We start from the raw sequence: 17,096 nt of genomic DNA, 5'->3' as shown, positions 1-17,096 counted from the left end.
AAAAGATGAGGGATTTCCCCTCATCTTTTTTAATCCATCCATTTCACTAACTTCTTAGAAATTAGTAATAAAACGCAGCCTAATACAATTGCTACAGCGCCAATTACTGTAAATACTTCAGCATATCCAAGTGAAGTTGTGAAGCTTGCAAGTTGTCCACCTAAAATGTTAGCGATTCCTGAGCTTGCTAACCATACTCCCATTAATAAAGAAGCAAGTTTTACTGGGGCAAGCGCACTAACCATTGATAGTCCAACAGGTGATAAGAATAGCTCACCTAACGTATGGAAAAGATACGTAAAGACGATAAATAGTAAGTTTGCTTTTTCTGTAATGTTATGTTCATCACTACCTGTTTTTAATGTAGCAATAACGAGAATGATATAACCGATACCGAGCAAGATCATACCAAGTCCCATTTTAGTTGGGATTTTTAAATCCCCGCGCTTGCGAGTTGCAAGTTTTGCCCATAATGCCGAAATAACTGGAGCAAGTAAAATAATAAATAATGGATTGACCGATTGGAACCAAGATGTTGGAACTTCCCATCCGAACACAGAGCGGTCTACAAATTTGTTTGTATATAATGTTAATGAACTACCAGCTTGTTCAAAGCCAGCCCAGAAGAAGACAACGAAGCATGTTAAAATGACGATAACTGCAGTACGTTGTTTTTCTTTTTTTGTTAAAGGTGTATCTCCTACTGATGGTTGTCCATCTGTTGTTTGTAAATCGCGAGTTGGTTTTTTACCGATATCACCAAGGAAGCGATTGGATAGTGTTGTAAATAAAATTTGTCCAATGATCATTCCGATTGAAGCGGCTAAGAATCCGTAACGGAATCCGTAATGTACAACGCCATCAACCGTTGTTTTGAATAAATTTTCTGATAAAAATCCGCAAACGAGTGGAGCTAAAAATGATCCGACATTAATACCCATATAGAAAATGGTAAATGCACTATCACGTTTTGGATCGTTCTCTTCGTATAATTCCCCAACCAGTGTAGAGATGTTCGGTTTGAAGAATCCATTACCGATAATAATAAGCGCTAATCCGAGGTATAGGCCGACTTGGTTTTGTAAGGCAAATAGTGTAAGGTTACCGATTGCCATTGTTATACCACCAATTGTGATCGCTTTTCGTCTACCTAGAAAACGGTCCGTTAAGTATCCACCAATCATCGGTGTGAAATAACAGGCTCCAGTGTAAAATCCGTAAATAGAGAGTGCCCATCCAGGACTAAACCCAAGACCACCGCTTACTAAAGCTGTCGTTAAATATAATGTTAATAATCCTCGTAATCCATAGTAACTAAATCTTTCCCACATTTCTGTAAAGAAGAGTAAGTATAAACCTGGAGGATGTTTCTTTTTTCTTTGTTGTTCTCTTTCTAGTTGTATCGCTGATTCCATGTTATTTTCCTCCTGACACAAACAAAAACAAAGTTAATAATTTTGTACATTTAATATTTTACTTTATTAACTATTATAAGTCAATAAAGGTTGATTTTTCAGAAGAAATTGGAAAAGGGATATAGCTATAGAATGAGTGTTTCTTTTATGTTAGACTATGGACTATGTTTTCTTTGTAAAGAAGCGGTTTATTGCACTTTTTTATATGTGAAATTGATTTCATAAAAGATGAAATTAAAGAAGGAGAAAGAAATGAAATTGTTACAGAAAAAAGAAATTTTACTTATTAGTCTTATGTTATTCTCGATGTTCTTTGGAGCGGGGAATCTTATATTTCCACCTTTTCTTGGGTATGAAGCAGGAGAACATGTGTGGATTTCATTAGTAGGGTTTATTATATCAGCAACAGGTCTTCCGATATTGGGAGTTATTGCGATTGCAAAAGCAGGAAGTTTTCAAACGCTAGCGGGTAGAGTTCATTCTTCATTCGCCATTATTTTTCCATGTATCGTGTATGTATTTATTGGACCAGGCCTTGGTATTCCGCGTGCAGGAAGTCTAGCTTTTGAAATGGGACCGGGTCAGCTATTTCCGGAAGCGGGTAGCGTAGTCTTATTATGTTACACAGTTATTTTCTTTAGTATTGTGTACTGGTTAAGTTTATCACCGTCTAAATTAATGGGGTTGTTCGGAAAAGTTTTAACACCGTTATTATTAGGTATGATTGCTCTTATCTTTATAAAAAGCATGTTTACATCAGTAGGTAGTGTGAAAGAGGCTGCTGGAAATTATGGACAAGCGCCTATGTTCCAAGGGTTTTTAGATGGATATTTAACGATGGATGCATTAGCAGCTTTAATTTTTGGGATTGTGATTGCAAATGCTCTTCGTGCAAAAGGTATTGAAGATGATAAAGGTTTAGCGAAATATATGAGTATTGCTGGAATTGGTGCAGGACTATTATTATCTATTATTTATGTCATACTTGGATATGTCGGTTCAATGAGTGGTTCATTGGGGACATTTGATAATGGCGCGCAAGTGTTAGCGCAAGTGATGACTACATTATTTGGGCAAGGCGGGGTCGTTTTATTAGGTCTTATTTTTACGATCGCGTGTTTATGTGTGTCAATCGGACTTGTTACATCTTGTAGTCAATTTTTCGCAAGTGCATTTCCGAAAGTAGCTTATAAAGTTTGGGCATTTATATTAAGTTTGGTTAGTATGATTTTAGCTAATTTAGGATTAACACAAATTTTAAAAGTATCAGTACCGATTCTTGGATTTATTTATCCAGTTGCATTAACGCTTATTATTTTAGGGCTATTCCATAAGTATATTGAGAAGTATGCATACGTATATACAGTAACTGTTGGAATTGTAGCGGTGTTTAGTGCAGTTGATATTTTCAATAAAAATGTGATGATGAATCAGTGGACATCAGTATTGAAATACATTCCGTTTTATATGGAAGGTGTTGGGTGGATTGTTCCAGCTATTATAGGTGCTTGTATTGGTGTTGTATTAAATAAGAAGAAATAAAAGAAAGGTGTTTTCCTATTTTGGAAAACACCTTTCTTTTTTGAAAAATAGTATTGAAAGTGAATAGCTCGATGTTATTACTATTAAAGCAAAATAACAGGTAAAAGTGTATGTGCGTATAACAATTTACTAGGTTGGAATGATAAAGAAAGCTTTTTCCTGTAGGGTTAATATGCTTTATTGGATGCGTTCTTTTATATTTTGTGGAAAAAAACGTAAAAAAACCTTGTAATTAAATCGGAATAGTGGCACAATAGGGGGAACAATTCAATATAATCTTATCGAGAGAAGTGGAGGGAACGGCCCAATGAAGCTTCAGCAACCTGACAAAATAACAAGGTGCTAATTCCGAGTAGATAAGAGGGAGAAAACGACAACCTTCTTATATGTAAGGTTGTTTTTTTATTTAGGAGGGAAAAGAGATGAAACGTTTATTTTTAGCACTTGTAAGTATTGTATGCAGTTTGTTTGTTATTACAGGTTGCACACAAACAACAACGGGGGATCAAAAAGAAATTAGTTTAGGGTTTACACCTGGTCCGTATAGTGATCAGGTGAAAAAAGCAATACAGCCGTACTTAGAGAAGAAGGGATATAAAGTTAAAATTGTTGAGTTTAATTCGCCAAACGAAACAAATCCAGCGTTAACAAGTAAAGATATTGATGCAAACATATTTCAAAGCACTGCCTTTATGGAATCTTACGCAAAAGAAAATAATGCGAAAATTAAAGGGGTAATACAAGTCCCTTCAGCACCCCAAGGTGTATATTCTGAAAAACATAAATCATTAGATGATTTGGAAGATGGTATGAAAATAGGAGTACCCAATGATCCTGTTAACTTAGAGCGTGCATTACGAATTTTAGAAGGAATTGGTTGGGTGAAGTTAAAGGACAATGTAAATATTTTAACGGTTTCTGAAAAAGACGTGACGTATAAAAAGAAAAATTTCAAACTGGTTCCACTTGAATCGCCACAAATCCCGCGAGCTATGAAGGATCTAGATTACGGTATTATTAACGGAAATCTTGTTATTTCATCAGGACATAAATTAAAAGAGGCGCTTGAATTAGAAAAAACACCATCACAACACCGAATCATCGTTACTGTTCGTGATGAAGATAAAGAGAAAGCGTTTGTTAAAGATTTAATTGAGGCATATCATTCACCAGAATTTAAAAAAATGATTGAATCTGAAGAACAGTTTAACGGTTTTGTTTTACCTGATTATTTAAAGTAAAAGGAGGCTTCAATATGGCAATCACGTATGTAGAAACAGAAAAACAACTGCTTGTATTAGAAAAGCTAAAGGAGTTAATTCCACAGTTTGCAGGAAGAGAGCATCAACTAAGTGAGCTTGGTTCTTTTCCTTTTGAAAATATGAAAGATTTACAGGATATTGGCTATACAAAACTAACACTCCCAAAAGATGTTGGAGGAGAATCTATTTCTTTATATGATTTTGTTTTATTTCAAGAAAAGATTGCCGAAGGAGATGGTGCGACAGCTTTATCAATTGGGTGGCATCTTGGAATTATTAAGGAACTTGCTGAAAATCGGTCGTGGAAACCTGACATGTTTTCCTGGCTTTGTGAAGAAGTAAAAAAGGGTGCTCTTTTTAACCGAGCTGCAACAGAGCGAAATACAGGGAGTCCTACGCGTGGTGGAAAACCAGAAACATTAGCTGTTCAAAAGGGTGATAAGTGGCTAATAAACGGGAGAAAAACTTTTACAACGATGGCTCCTGTACTTGATTATTTCATCATATCAGCCAGCATAGAAGGGCGCGAAGAAATTGGAGAATTTGTAATCCCAAGACATGAAAAAGGCGTTTTTATTGAAGAGACATGGGATAGCGTTGCGATGCGTGGAACCGCTAGTCATGATCTTGTATTAAAAAATGTAGAGATTGCTAATAAGTATTTAACCGATATAAAAGATTCAAAGACGAAACCAAAAGGAATTGGATGGTTACTTCATATACCAGCATGCTATTTAGGAATCGCACAGGCCGCAAGAAATTATGCAATTGATTTTGCAAAATCATATCAACCGAATAGTTTAACTCACCCGATTAGTTTGCTTCCTAATGTTAGAAGGTTAGTAGGAGAGTTAGAGCTAGAACTCTTACAAGCTCGTACGTTTGTATATCAAATCGCAAAAAAATATGATGATGTAGAAGATAAACAATCATTACAGGCGGAGCTAGCAGCAGCAAAATATATTGCGACAAATACAGCGATATCAGTTGTTGATAAATCGATGCGAATTGTAGGGGCTAAAAGCTTATCTGAAACCAATCCATTACACCGCTATTATTTGAATGTTCGAGCTGGTTTGCACAACCCTCCAATGGATGATGTAACGCTTTCGTTACTAGCAGAAGATGCTTTTAAATCAAGTGAAAAGGAGTGAGTGAAATGATAACATTACGTGATGTAAATAAGACCTTTCAAACGAAAGAAGGCTTATTTCACGGGGTGAAATCAGTCTCTTTGCAAATTGAAGAATATGATATATACGGGATTGCCGGATTAAGTGGTGCCGGAAAGTCTACATTGTTACGTACAATGAATTTATTGGAAAATCCAGATTCAGGTGCAATCATTGTGAACGGAAATGATTTAACAAAGTTATCTAAGAAAGATTTGCGAACGGCAAGACAATCGATTGGTATGATATTTCAGCATTTTCATCTTCTTCATAATAAAAATGTATTAGATAATGTCGCTTTACCATTAGAGCTAAAATCAGTTTCGAAAGAAGAAAGAGAAAATCGTGTAAGAGAATGTTTAGAGATTGTTGGTTTAAGTGATAAAGTACATCATTTTCCTTCACAATTAAGTGGCGGACAAAAACAACGGGTAGCAATTGCTCGTGCATTAGCAAATAACCCTAAAGTATTACTTTGTGACGAACCAACATCGGCGCTTGATCCGAAAACAACACTTTCTATTTTGCAATTCTTACAAAAAATAAATAGAGAATTAGGCGTTACAATTGTAATCGTAACGCATGAAATGAATGTCATTAAACAAATTTGTAATAAAGTCGCAATTATGGAAGATGGAGAAGTTGTTGAATCATTTGATTTGTATGATCAACAATTAAAACCAACCTCAGAAATTGCGAAACTTTTATTAGGCATAGAGCAAGAAGGGAGCATTGCACATGTTCAATAACATCATCCCATTGCTTCCAGAGATTGGGACATCACTTTTGCAAACATTGTTAATGGTTGGACTTTCTGTTGGAGCAGCAATTATTTTAGGTGTTCCTTTAGGTGTTATTTTATATTTTACAAGTAAAGGACAAATTCTGGAACAGAACATTGTTCATCGTGTTTTAAACGGGATTGTAAACATTATTCGCTCGTTCCCATTTATTATATTATTAGTGGCTCTTGTACCTCTTACACGAGCCATATTAGGAACAACAATTGGTCCAATTGCTGCAACAATTCCTTTGTCAGTAGCAGCAATTCCGTATTTTGCAAGACTTGTAGAACAGGCATTACGTGAAGTGCCAAAAGGAGTAATTGAAGCTGCGGAAGCAATGGGAGCAACGCCGCTTCAAATTGTACGGAAAGTATTACTCGTTGAAGCACGTTCGGGTCTTGTATTAAGCTTAACCGTTTTAACAGTAAGTTTTATTTCTTATTCTGCAATGGCAGGTGTTGTTGGAGGAGGCGGTATTGGTGATTTAGCAATTCGATTTGGATATTATCGTTTCCAAACCGACGTTATGGTGGTTACAGTACTTATGCTTGTTATTCTTGTCCAATCTGTCCAATTCATTGGAAATCGGATTGCAGCAAAAATTGATAAAAGATAAGCGGATAAACAGGCTTTTGTATACATGAAAAGTAATAATTTGTTTTAGCAAGCATTACTTCAGCACTTGTAGGTTTCTGCCTTAGTGTAATTGTTAGTATCATTATAAATAAAAAGAAAGGTGTTTTCCAATTTCGGAAAACACCTTTCTTTTTTGGAAAAATAGTATTGAAAATGAATAGACTAAGAGTATGATAAAGGTAATTGGTAATATATAGGTTTTGAACGGATAAGGGGGGAGCGTATGAAGGAGGATTTGAATAAGAAAATAGAAGCACTCGAAACGGCAATTGAAACGATTCAAGAAGCACTTTTTGAATTGAAAGCCAAACAAAGAGAAATAGAAGCAGAAAATGCTAAGCAACATGTTAGTAAGGAAAAGAAAGAATATATTGAAACGGTGACGGAAGAAAAACAAAAAGAAGAAGTAGTTACAATAAAAGAACCTGTGCAAGAACGTGAGGTAAAACAAGTGGATATATCTGCTTTTAAACGAGAACCATTTAATATTATTAAGTTTTGCCAAACCTGGTTACCGCGCATATTTGTCGGTATTATGTTGCTTGGAGTAATTTGGTTATTTAAAGCAGGGGTAGATGCGGGATTATTAACACCAGCAATACGAATTGTGTTTGGTATTGTCCTATCAATCGGTTTTTATTATATAGGGGATATTCAAATTAAACGCGAGCGGCAAGCGTTAGGGTTAGTATTAGCAGGAGGAAGTATTACGGGTATAGTTTTAACGACATTTGCGGCACATTATTTATATGGATTTATTCCAGCGAGTGTCGCGTTTCTATGTAATATCGCATGGGTCATTTTAGGTATTTATATAGCGAAGAGGTATCAATCGGAATATCTTACTATCTTTGTAGCGGTAGGAGCTTTCTTCGTGCCGTTCTTATTAAATAGTACAACTCCTAATCCGTATATTTTCTTTGGATATGAGACGATACTAACGCTCAGCTTATTATGGTATGCGTTGAAAAATCGTTATCAGTATTTATATATGATTTCTTATGTTGTTGCTGCTATTGTTCTTTTTGTCTTCTTTGCTGTTATGTCAATGTTAGTAGAGGATTTGCAAGTCCAGTTAACAGTAGTTTATGGTTTAATTCACTTACTATTATTTTGGCATATGTTTACGGAGAGAAGTTTTATAGTAGAGCCACGCTTGGCGATATTTAGTGCGAATGCAGTCTTCTTTATATTAGCCATTTCAAAAATACATGAATTTACAACATGGGGATTAATGATAAGTGCACTCGTGCACGCTATTATGTTCGTGTTTGAATATAGGAAGAATAGACATTCTACATTTACAAATCTTTTATTTGGTTTCGCAATGGGGGCCTTTAGTTTAGCGATTTTATATGAGTATAGTTTAGTGAATGCAGCGATTGTACTATTATTACAAGGCTTCCTCGGTATGTTTACTTCTATTAAAGGAAAACAACAGATAAAATTGTATGTTAGTGCGACGGTTTACGCAATTGGAATGATACAGACGATTTTTAGCCCGTTTGATCAATTTATTTCGGCAGGCTTTGTTGCTCATCTTATTTTAATAGGAACGTTCTATTATTGCATGAGACAAGCGAAAGAAGTATTAGCGAGCTTTGGCAAGTATATGTATTCTATAGCACTCTATTGGTTTATGGTGATTGTATTTATTACAATTACTAGAATCGGTGAAGTTTTGTCCACAGATGGAAGCATAATAAGTGTATCTGTATCGTTATTATGGATGGTGTATGCATTATTTGCAGTTTGGCTTGGCAGGAATAAAAATATGAATGAAATATTATATGCCGGCTTAGTCGTGTTAGTCGTAACGATAGGAAAGCTATTTCTTCTAGACTTACCAGAAGTTTCAATGATGATTAGGGCAGTGTTATTCTTAATCGTAGGAAGTATAGGCATCGTTATTTCAAGAATGTTTTTCTCAAAAGAAGAGAAATGAGAAGAAGGCAATCCATATCCGGATTGCCTTTTTCATTATTTCTTATTAATCGTTACAGTCTCACTATATTTCGCTGTCGTATTTTGGCGTAGACGAAGTGTTGCTTGTCCAGTCGTATTTGGATCGATTTGTACGTTCACAATTTTTTCAGTAGAACCTAAGCTGTTTGTTGTGAAAGAAAATGCACTACTATATCCGAAAGTAGATGGCCAAGTGCCGTTTGTATTTTGAACTTTTGCTACTTGTGTACCGCCAGTAGTGAATATACCTAAAGAATAATTATTGTATGTTGTGTTTGGTAATAAGTTATTTACTTGAATTTTGATTTGGAACACTTCATTGTTTGGTAGAGTGCTAGGGTGTGTAACTACGTAGTCATTTGCTGTTACTGCACCGTTATAGCCATATGAACCAGGTTTAAAAGTATTTGTATTAAACCATTGATAACCTGCATTTGGCGCACTCCAAGGTTCAGGTTGTGGCTCAGTTGATAAGCTTGGTTGTTCAAATGTTTGTAAAGTGGTAGGTAAATCAAGTTGTAAACCATTTACTTGGTCTAAACTTGTAAATGTTTCTTTATTCGATAGCCAATTTACGATATTTTCTAGTAAAATCGCATCGTTTTCTTCTTTATATCCATCGTAAGTTTTCTTTGTTTGGCCAGAGTCTTCACGAACGTATTTTGGCGTAGCATCTTCAACAGGAGAAGAGTCTCCAATAAAGGCAGCTTTTCCAAGCCCTACTTTTGCGATAGCAGCATAAGGACCTTCTGCAACACCACCGCCGTTATACACACCGCTATCAACAGCGTTATTCCATTTTGCTGGGTTTTCTGGAAGATAAACAAGTCCTTTTGCTAGTTTTGGATTTGTAATTGCTAAAGTAGAACCAGCATGCATTGCTACAGATGAAACCCCTTCTGTAATTCCGAATGATTGTTCAGGTGATACAATATTTTTAGCGGAAACATCACCGATTGCATTATAGCGGAAGCGAATACCGAAGTTGTCAGATAGCCAATCAGAGCTTTCTACTCCTTGCATAGCTTGTGAATTGGCTTCTTCGTTAGACATTCCTTTTGCTGGATTATCCCAAGCACCGCGTCTATATCCGTTAAATACTTCAGAAGAGTCCCAACGATTTTTATTACGATCTGCATTATAATGATCGGCAATGAAGAAGATACTACCGCCATTTTTCACGTATTGTAACATAGCATCTTGTTCAGATTTTTTGTAAGGAATATTTGCTTCTGGAACGATAAACACATTGTAGTCTTTTAAATCTTCGTATGTAATCGGTGTTGATTTACGTAGTTCTTTTACATGATAGCCGTTTTGGGCAATGCCGTTTCCGAAATCAGAAAAGCCACCATCGATAACCCAGTCAGCAGTCCCGGCAGTTTGACCGTGTGTATTATCGAATAATACTTTTTTCCCATTGTTTTGATTTACAACTTTTGCAGCAATTTCAGGAGCTGGGTCTACAGAGCTTTCGGCATAAGTAGATGGTATGAACGAAGCCCCTATGCTTAGTGTAATTGCTGTTGCTAAAGAAAATGTAATCCATTTTTTATTCTTCATAGAAGAATCCCCCTAATAATAAATATATGTGCTTTAATAATGTAATTTATTTTTCTGTAAAAATAAAGACGGAAAACATAAAAAATATTAAAAATTTGTAAAAATACCGTGAAATTTGTTGAGAAATATTTATATAGGCATAAAAATATCCCTTCCAAGTAATAAGGAAGGGATGTTTTGCTTAACTAATTTTTGAATTAGGTGTTTCATCAATTTTATGAAAACCTTTCATGTAATACACGACAGCTAAACCGATAAGCCAAATTGGTCCAACAATTAATGCAATCCTTGTATCTTCTGAATACGCCATTATACATAATACGAGTGCAAGGAAAGCAAGTGAGAAATATGAACTTAATGGGTATAAAGGCATTTTATACGATAACTTTTGTTTGTTTTGCGTCGGCAAACTTTTACGGAACTTAATTTGAGCGACTAATATAATACCCCAAGTCCAAATTGCCCCGAAAGTTGAAATACTAGTGAGCCATGTAAATACTTTTGCGGGCACAAGATAGTTTAATATAACACCAACGAGTAAAACGATTGCTGTTGCTACAATTCCTTGACTTGGAATGCCATTTTTATTTAAACGACCGAATCTTTCCGGAGCTTTTTTCTGTTGAGCTAATGTATACAGCATGCGGCCTGTACTAAATAAACCACCATTACAAGAAGAAAGAGCTGCTGTTAATACGACAAAGTTAATAATCCCTGCTGCTTTTGCGATACCGATTTGCTGGAATGTTAATACAAATGGACTTCCTTTCTCACCAAGTTCGTTCCATGGATAAATTGCCATCATAACGAATAGAGCCCCAACGTAGAACAGTAAGATTCTCCAAAATACGTTATCGATTGCTTTTGCGAGTGTTTTTTTCGGGTTTTGCGCTTCACCCGCTGTAACGCCGATTAATTCAACGCCTAAATAAGCGAATAGCACCATTTGCATGGAGAGGAGTAACCCAGAAAAACCATTTGGGAACCAGCCACCATGTGACCAAAGGTTTGAAATGCCAGTAGCGATACCACCGTTTCCGAAGCCAAATAAAATAATACCAGCCCCAACTACTATCATACAGATAATTGTGACAATTTTAATGAGAGCAAACCAAAATTCAAGTTCTCCAAATACTTTTACAGATAAAAAGTTGAAAGCACTCATTAATAATAGAGCGAGTAAAGCCCAAGTCCAGCGCGGAATATCTGGGAACCAGTACTGCATGTAAATGCCAGCAGCCGTAATTTCAGCCATGCAAGTAACAACCCATAAGAACCAGTAGTTCCAACCGGTAATATAGCCAGCTAGTGGTCCAAGATAATCATATGCATATTTACTAAAAGAGCCAGCAACAGGTTGTTCAATTGCCATTTCTCCGAGTGCTCGCATAATGAAAAAAATAACGAGTCCAGCAATCATATAGCCTAGTAAAATAGAAGGACCAGCTAGTTTAATAGCAGAAGCAGATCCTAAAAATAGTCCAACGCCAATAGCTGAACCGAGTGACATTAAAGTAATATGTCGTTCTTTTAAACCTCGGTTTAAAGTTCCAGATTTGTTTGTGTGCTGCATAAGAAGAATCCCCCTTGTAGAGTGAACGATATTTGAATGCGTTTACTAAATATTTAACTATTTCAAATTATAAAACATTTCCATCTGTTATGCTACAAAAATAATCATTATTAACTGTACTACATCTGTACTTGTCAGACTTAAACTTAAAATTCGAACTATTAGCGAATATATTGACTCTTCTTTTTATTGATTGTTAAGATTAAGTATTATATTTTCTCACATACTAGTAAGAAAAGAATGTGTGATAATAATTCAGATGTAGGAAGGGTACATAACCATGTTTCAATTACAAAAATATAACACTTCTGTGAAGCAAGAGCTTTTAGCTGGCATCACAACTTTTTTTACATTTGCGTATATTCTTGTCATCAATCCGAAAATATTATCTGATGCAGGTGTACCATTTGATCAAGCTTTTACGGCAACTATTATTGCGACTGTTGTAGGGACGCTATGTATGGCGTTTTTAGCTAACTATCCAATTGTTATTGCTCCAGCTATGGGAATGAATGCGTATTTTGCTTATTCTGTCGTTCAACAGGCAGAGGGGATTACATATGTCATTGCGTTTTCAGCAGTATTTGTAACAGGTATCATTTTTCTTTTATTATCTTTCACTTCATTTAGGCAAAAGCTTATTGTCGCAATTCCTGATAGTTTAAAACATGCAATTGCAGGTGGAATTGGGTTATTTATTACTTTTATTGGATTACGTCTATCTGGAATTATCGTTGATCATCCATCTAACTTAGTTACGATTGGTGATTTCCATTCTCCAGCCGTTATTTTAACTTTAATTGGTTTGATTTTAGCGGCGGTATTAATGACATTGCGTGTGAGCGGTGCATTATTTATTAGTATGATTGTGACAGGAATTATCGCCTTCTTTACAGGGCAGCTGAAGTTTACGGATAAAATTGTTGCGATGCCTCATTTACCAGAGGGGATTATCGTTTCAAATCCAATTAACGCCTTTTCAGATGTAATTGAATACGGATTATATGGCGTTGTATTTTCATTTTTACTTGTACTGTTATTTGATACAACAGGAGCATTACTCGGTTTAATTAAACAAGCAGGTTTAATTACAGATAATACAGAGAAACGTTTTGGTAAAGCATTTATTGCGGATGCAATTGGCGGTACTACAGGCTCTATCTTTGGGACAAGCCCAACAGCAGCGACGATTGAATCTTCAGCTGGTATTGCTGCAGGTGGTAAAACGGGATTAACAGGTATTGTAGTAGTCGGCCTAACGATTATAACGGCATTCTTTAGCCCTGTTATTGCTTCTTTATCAAGTGTAGCCGCTATTACAGCTCCTTCATTAATTATTGTCGGTAGTTTAATGGCACAAAGTATTCGTGATATTAATTGGAATGAATTTGAAGATGCATTACCAGCATTTTTAATTTTCGTTGGTATTCCGTTAACGTCTAGTATTGCGAATGGAATTGCAATTGGATTTTTAGTGTATCCAGTCTTAAAAATTGTGAAAGGGAAAGGGATGGAGGTACATCCGTTACTCTACTTATTTACAATTTTATTTGGATGTCATTTATTCTTATAATATAGGAGAGGGGGCTTCTTATGAGGGGCTCCTTTTTTGTGTATAATAAAGTGAAACTATAATCAGTGGGGGTTCTGTTCATCCCCCACTGATTATTAGTTGAACCAATCGGGCTTTTATGGGCAGTTTGACTCTCTCTGGATATCTGGTTATTAGCTTAATTATTAGGAGGGAGTCTTACTGCCCGTTAATGCGGGGTAAAGTGAAACTATAATCAGTCACGCAAAATATAAATTACTTAATGGAATATATATGTTACAATATGGATGGAGGGGGAACATGAATGGCTGTAAGTAAAATAAAAGTCGCGCGTGTTCAGTTAGATTTAACACAGCAACAATTAGCAGAAAAAGTAGGCGTTACAAGGCAAACGATTAGTTTAATTGAGAAGGGCAAATACAATCCGTCTTTAGATTTATGTTTGAAAATTTGTTATGCAGTAGATAAAACTTTGAATGATTTGTTTTGGGAGGAAAAGGAGTGATTCGATGAAAATTGTGAAAGATGAACGTTTAATGATTGAGGGGTTAAAACATATTAGATTAGTTTTCATCTTACAAAATATTTTCATACTAGGTATTGTTTTTTATCGCTACGTTTTGCAAGATGCAGGATATGAAAGTGTTTCGGATTTATTAATGGTATTTATGGGTGGGATTGTAGTTATTAACTTTTTAAATCTGAAAAATTCAGTGGAAGTGTATGAGCATACAGGGGGAGTATCACGTAGCTATTTCATGAAACTATTATTAATTCCTGTAAGTATTGTTATTGGGATTTTAGCTATTTGTATCGTTGTAACACCAGATATTTCGATAAAGGAAATTAGTATGACAGGACTTATTATGTTTGCTTGTTTTTTAGTTCCTAGTTTGTTTATATACATATATATGAAAAAGATAAAAAGTGAAGATTGAAATATAAGAAAAGCTTTCCCGTATTGCGGAAAGCTTTTCTTATATTCTTTTATACAGTACTTTATGAAGGCCAATTGGTTCAATTTCAAAGATTTCACCATGTTCTTGGAAGCCTAAGCGCTTGTAATAGTCAGCTACAGTAATTCGGCCATTACACCATAGCATATTTGCTTGACGCTCTTGTAAGATTTGTTTTGCTTTCTGAATTAAGGAGCTTCCAGCGTGGTTGTTTCGAAACTCAGGCAATGTGGCCATTCCTCGTAGACGATAATGCATACCTGCCTGTAAGTCGGGATGCATTTCCTTTGAGAAAGAAGCGATACTAATAAGTTGATCGTTTATAAATGCGCCTAAGTGAAAGGTATCTGTTTCATAGTCAGAAGGGTATTTACAATCTGCTAATGTTTGATTCGGGCGCAAAATTTTTTGACGTAATACGTAAGTTTCAGATCCATCAATATTTTTCACGGTAATCATATTAACATCCTTTCTTATAAGGCTTTTTCTGTTAATTGTATAAAGAAATAGGCAGGTGCGGCGAAAAGTCCGAGTATACTAGCGGTTCCGAGAAGGAGTGAAAGTAAGAGGCAAGAGTATTTTATTCCATTTGATCTTTTCCATCCGTAACTACAAATTTCAATACTAACACCGATGAGAATAATGGCAACGAGTATTTCTGCTAATAATAAGAGAGCTAAAGTTATAATAGACATAATGTAATCCATCCTCATAATATGTGATAGTAACATTTTACCATATGGAATGAAAAAAAATGCCCCTTAATTATGTAAGGGGCATTTTTCTATTCTAATATGCTTTTTAGTGTATCGATATGTTCCTTTGAGCCTGTTACAAGTAATGTGTCACCGTGTTGTAGTCTTGTATCACCATGAGGGATTAATGCTTTATTCCCACGATAAATTTGAATGACTAGTACATCACCTAAAAACGGAAGGCGACGAAGTGCAACGCCGTTATATTTATTGCTTCGTAGTTCAACTTCACGGACTGTTTCGTTTGCTGTTGTAATTAAGCGAACGAGACTCGGTTTATCAATTAATGCACGTAATAGAATACGTGTAGAGTTAATGGTTGAGAATACGGCGATATGTTCTTGTGTTGCTTTTTCCTGTAGAAGCGGATCTTCTACACTTGCAATAACATGTTCAACACCTAGTTCTTTTGCATGTTCTGCTAATAGTAAGTTTTGTTCATCATCACTTGTTGCAACAACAACGCGGTCTGCATGAAATGCTGTTTGTTCGGTTAATGATGCAATTGTGATGTCATCTAATTTCACAATAGGGAAGTCGTGCGATTTCGCTTCCTCATCATTTATTTTATTTTGACGCATCATATATAGTGTTACGTCATAATCTTCTCGTTTTAAATCAAGTGATAACGGAAGGGTAATTCTGCTCGCACCAATAATAGAAACTTTTGGTTTTGGCGTTTCTACTTTTGGGAACATCTTTTTAAATAATATAGGCGCAAAAATACAAGTAATAACTGCGCTTAAAATAAGGGAAGCAGATAAACTTGGACTGATGATCCCTAGCTTTTCACCAATTTGTGCAGCTGCAATAACTAAAGAAAGTGTCGATGTTAATAAGATGGCACTCCCCAGTACGATATTACGTGGATACCATTTTCGTAAAACGAGTGATGGTAACAGTTTTGAGATAAAGAGTCCTACAATTAGAATTGGAATCATTAGCATACTAGAAGGCTCTTTAAAAATAGACCAAACCTCTAAATTTACACCAACCATTACGAAGAAAATAGGAATGAAGAAACCGTATCCGATAGAATCCAGTTTTTCAACCATATCTTCATTTGGTGATAATAATGATACGAGTACACCTGCTAAGAAGGCACCTAAAATATTTTCGGCTCCAACGGATTCAGATAACCCAACTAATATTAAGATGAGTGCAAAAACAGCTCTTGTATCAATTTGTACACTACCAGCTTTTAAGCTATCTAAGTATGGAATGTTTTTAAAACGTTTTGCAACGAAGTAAATAACAATACCAGCGCCGAATAGAAGAAGAAGGAGCCACATGCTTTGGCCGCTTTCGGAATTTAATCCGACGAATACAGCGAGTAAAATCATTGTAACTAAATCCGCAATAACAGCGACTAATAAAATGATTTGCCCAATTGCTGTTTTTCCTAAGTTATTCTCTTTTAATGTTGGTACGACAACACCTAAAGAGATTGTTGAAATGATTAAAGTCATAAACATTGCATTATCTACAAATCCTAGCCATACGAATAGTAGGGATAGGGCATAAGATAAGATGAAAATAAATAAGAAGATAATACTTGCTGCTTGGAATGTGTTTGGTTCGTTTGTCGTGTTCTTTTTCCCTTTTTGTTTAAAGATAGAAAAATCAATTTCTAAACCGCTTAAAAACATAAGAAAGATAAATCCTAGTGTCGATAAGACTTGAAGCCACATATCTGGCTCAATAATATTAAACCCACTTTTACCTACAAAGATTCCTGCGATGATTTCTGCAACAACGACAGGAAGTGCTTTTAATTTAAAGCGTTGTAACAAAAGGGGAACGAAAAACGCGATTGCAACGACAACCATAAGTGATAGAACAGAAGTGTGATGTTCCATTGCGTTCTCTCCCTTCAAATAAATATAGTACTTATTTAGCCATATAATAGGTAGAAAAGCA

General features: G+C 35.6%; 15 protein-coding genes and 1 riboswitch. Of the genes, 9 read left to right on the top strand and 6 right to left on the bottom strand.

Features of this window, described 5'->3' with window-relative positions; all coding sequences use genetic code 11:
• Positions 1-29 precede the first annotated feature (29 nt).
• Positions 30-1,415, bottom strand: a complete 1,386-nt coding sequence (locus ACTT1L_RS14340) for a peptide MFS transporter (protein WP_000443153.1) — start codon at positions 1,413-1,415, stop codon at positions 30-32.
• A gap of 252 nt (positions 1,416-1,667) precedes the next feature.
• Between ACTT1L_RS14340 and brnQ1 the strand changes: the two genes are divergently transcribed.
• From brnQ1 to ACTT1L_RS14310, 6 genes are all read left to right on the top strand, one after another.
• The gene (brnQ1, locus tag ACTT1L_RS14335; protein ID WP_000771680.1) at positions 1,668-2,957 is read left to right on the top strand and encodes a branched-chain amino acid transport system II carrier protein BrnQ1; all 1,290 of its coding nucleotides are present in this window, start codon (positions 1,668-1,670) and stop codon (positions 2,955-2,957) included.
• Positions 2,958-3,232: 275 nt separating this feature from the next.
• Positions 3,233-3,320: riboswitch (SAM riboswitch) on the top strand.
• A gap of 59 nt (positions 3,321-3,379) precedes the next feature.
• Positions 3,380-4,198, top strand: a complete 819-nt coding sequence (locus ACTT1L_RS14330; protein ID WP_000825291.1) for a MetQ/NlpA family ABC transporter substrate-binding protein — start codon at positions 3,380-3,382, stop codon at positions 4,196-4,198.
• Positions 4,199-4,212: 14 nt separating this feature from the next.
• A complete protein-coding gene (locus tag ACTT1L_RS14325) occupies positions 4,213-5,373 on the top strand; it encodes an acyl-CoA dehydrogenase family protein (RefSeq protein WP_001018851.1) in 1,161 nt (386 codons plus the stop codon).
• A gap of 5 nt (positions 5,374-5,378) precedes the next feature.
• Complete coding sequence (locus ACTT1L_RS14320; protein WP_002170327.1) at positions 5,379-6,140, top strand: methionine ABC transporter ATP-binding protein; 762 nt, start codon at positions 5,379-5,381, stop codon at positions 6,138-6,140.
• The gene (locus ACTT1L_RS14315) at positions 6,130-6,792 is read left to right on the top strand and encodes a methionine ABC transporter permease (RefSeq protein ID WP_000482880.1); all 663 of its coding nucleotides are present in this window, start codon (positions 6,130-6,132) and stop codon (positions 6,790-6,792) included. Before ACTT1L_RS14320 ends, ACTT1L_RS14315 begins: the two co-directional genes overlap by 11 nt.
• Positions 6,793-7,035: 243 nt before the next feature.
• On the top strand, positions 7,036-8,757 hold the full coding sequence (locus tag ACTT1L_RS14310) for a DUF2339 domain-containing protein (RefSeq protein ID WP_076875257.1): 1,722 nt from the start codon (positions 7,036-7,038) through the stop codon (positions 8,755-8,757).
• A gap of 35 nt (positions 8,758-8,792) precedes the next feature.
• On the opposite strand, the gene ACTT1L_RS14305 is transcribed toward ACTT1L_RS14310, so the two are convergent.
• Together ACTT1L_RS14305 and ACTT1L_RS14300 are read right to left on the bottom strand one after the other, a co-directional pair.
• Positions 8,793-10,340: a DNA-binding protein gene (locus ACTT1L_RS14305; RefSeq protein ID WP_071742041.1), complete on the bottom strand. Its 1,548-nt coding sequence runs from the start codon at positions 10,338-10,340 to the stop codon at positions 8,793-8,795.
• 181 nt (positions 10,341-10,521) lie between these two features.
• Complete coding sequence (locus ACTT1L_RS14300) at positions 10,522-11,913, bottom strand: amino acid permease (protein ID WP_001164906.1); 1,392 nt, start codon at positions 11,911-11,913, stop codon at positions 10,522-10,524.
• Positions 11,914-12,193: 280 nt separating this feature from the next.
• Here ACTT1L_RS14300 and ACTT1L_RS14295 point away from each other — a divergent pair, with 280 nt between their 5' ends.
• The 3 genes from ACTT1L_RS14295 (at position 12,194) to ACTT1L_RS14285 (ending at position 14,403) form a co-directional block, all read left to right on the top strand.
• The gene (locus tag ACTT1L_RS14295; protein WP_242277407.1) at positions 12,194-13,486 is read left to right on the top strand and encodes an NCS2 family permease; all 1,293 of its coding nucleotides are present in this window, start codon (positions 12,194-12,196) and stop codon (positions 13,484-13,486) included.
• A gap of 283 nt (positions 13,487-13,769) precedes the next feature.
• Complete coding sequence (locus ACTT1L_RS14290; RefSeq protein ID WP_000301182.1) at positions 13,770-13,970, top strand: helix-turn-helix transcriptional regulator; 201 nt, start codon at positions 13,770-13,772, stop codon at positions 13,968-13,970.
• Positions 13,971-13,974: 4 nt separating this feature from the next.
• Entirely contained in the window at positions 13,975-14,403 is a 429-nt protein-coding gene (locus ACTT1L_RS14285; protein WP_074540891.1) for a hypothetical protein, read from the top strand.
• 39 nt (positions 14,404-14,442) lie between these two features.
• Here ACTT1L_RS14285 and ACTT1L_RS14280 read toward each other — a convergent pair whose 3' ends face one another.
• Genes ACTT1L_RS14280 through ACTT1L_RS14270 form a run of 3 tightly spaced genes read right to left on the bottom strand, consistent with a single transcriptional unit; the run spans position 14,443 to position 17,035 of the window.
• On the bottom strand, positions 14,443-14,880 hold the full coding sequence (locus tag ACTT1L_RS14280) for a GNAT family N-acetyltransferase (RefSeq protein ID WP_071742038.1): 438 nt from the start codon (positions 14,878-14,880) through the stop codon (positions 14,443-14,445).
• 14 nt (positions 14,881-14,894) lie between these two features.
• Complete coding sequence (locus ACTT1L_RS14275; RefSeq protein ID WP_001996702.1) at positions 14,895-15,152, bottom strand: DUF4022 family protein; 258 nt, start codon at positions 15,150-15,152, stop codon at positions 14,895-14,897.
• Positions 15,153-15,205: 53 nt separating this feature from the next.
• A complete protein-coding gene (locus tag ACTT1L_RS14270) occupies positions 15,206-17,035 on the bottom strand; it encodes a monovalent cation:proton antiporter family protein (protein ID WP_000399984.1) in 1,830 nt (609 codons plus the stop codon).
• Positions 17,036-17,096: the final 61 nt, after the last annotated feature.

Source organism: Bacillus sp. FH (assembly GCF_052216825.1).
GTDB classification, from domain to species: Bacteria; Bacillota; Bacilli; order Bacillales; family Bacillaceae_G; genus Bacillus_A; species Bacillus_A paranthracis.
Note: the sequence above shows the minus strand (reverse complement) of the source record. Positions and strands in the feature narration are given on the sequence as shown.

Bases quoted from the DNA above. Each gene is read 5' to 3' on its own strand.
- ACTT1L_RS14290 (WP_000301182.1), top strand. From the start codon at position 13,770: ATGGCTGTAAGTAAAATAAAAGTCGCGCGTGTTCAGTTAGATTTAACA.
- ACTT1L_RS14275 (WP_001996702.1), bottom strand. From the start codon at position 15,152: ATGTTACTATCACATATTATGAGGATGGATTACATTATGTCTATTATA.
- ACTT1L_RS14305 (WP_071742041.1), bottom strand. From the start codon at position 10,340: ATGAAGAATAAAAAATGGATTACATTTTCTTTAGCAACAGCAATTACA.
- ACTT1L_RS14295 (WP_242277407.1), top strand. From the start codon at position 12,194: ATGTTTCAATTACAAAAATATAACACTTCTGTGAAGCAAGAGCTTTTA.
- ACTT1L_RS14270 (WP_000399984.1), bottom strand. From the start codon at position 17,035: ATGGAACATCACACTTCTGTTCTATCACTTATGGTTGTCGTTGCAATC.
- ACTT1L_RS14325 (WP_001018851.1), top strand. From the start codon at position 4,213: ATGGCAATCACGTATGTAGAAACAGAAAAACAACTGCTTGTATTAGAA.
- ACTT1L_RS14340 (WP_000443153.1), bottom strand. From the start codon at position 1,415: ATGGAATCAGCGATACAACTAGAAAGAGAACAACAAAGAAAAAAGAAA.
- ACTT1L_RS14315 (WP_000482880.1), top strand. From the start codon at position 6,130: ATGTTCAATAACATCATCCCATTGCTTCCAGAGATTGGGACATCACTT.
- ACTT1L_RS14300 (WP_001164906.1), bottom strand. From the start codon at position 11,913: ATGCAGCACACAAACAAATCTGGAACTTTAAACCGAGGTTTAAAAGAA.
- ACTT1L_RS14280 (WP_071742038.1), bottom strand. From the start codon at position 14,880: ATGATTACCGTGAAAAATATTGATGGATCTGAAACTTACGTATTACGT.
- brnQ1 (WP_000771680.1), top strand. From the start codon at position 1,668: ATGAAATTGTTACAGAAAAAAGAAATTTTACTTATTAGTCTTATGTTA.
- ACTT1L_RS14320 (WP_002170327.1), top strand. From the start codon at position 5,379: ATGATAACATTACGTGATGTAAATAAGACCTTTCAAACGAAAGAAGGC.
- ACTT1L_RS14310 (WP_076875257.1), top strand. From the start codon at position 7,036: ATGAAGGAGGATTTGAATAAGAAAATAGAAGCACTCGAAACGGCAATT.
- ACTT1L_RS14330 (WP_000825291.1), top strand. From the start codon at position 3,380: ATGAAACGTTTATTTTTAGCACTTGTAAGTATTGTATGCAGTTTGTTT.
- ACTT1L_RS14285 (WP_074540891.1), top strand. From the start codon at position 13,975: ATGAAAATTGTGAAAGATGAACGTTTAATGATTGAGGGGTTAAAACAT.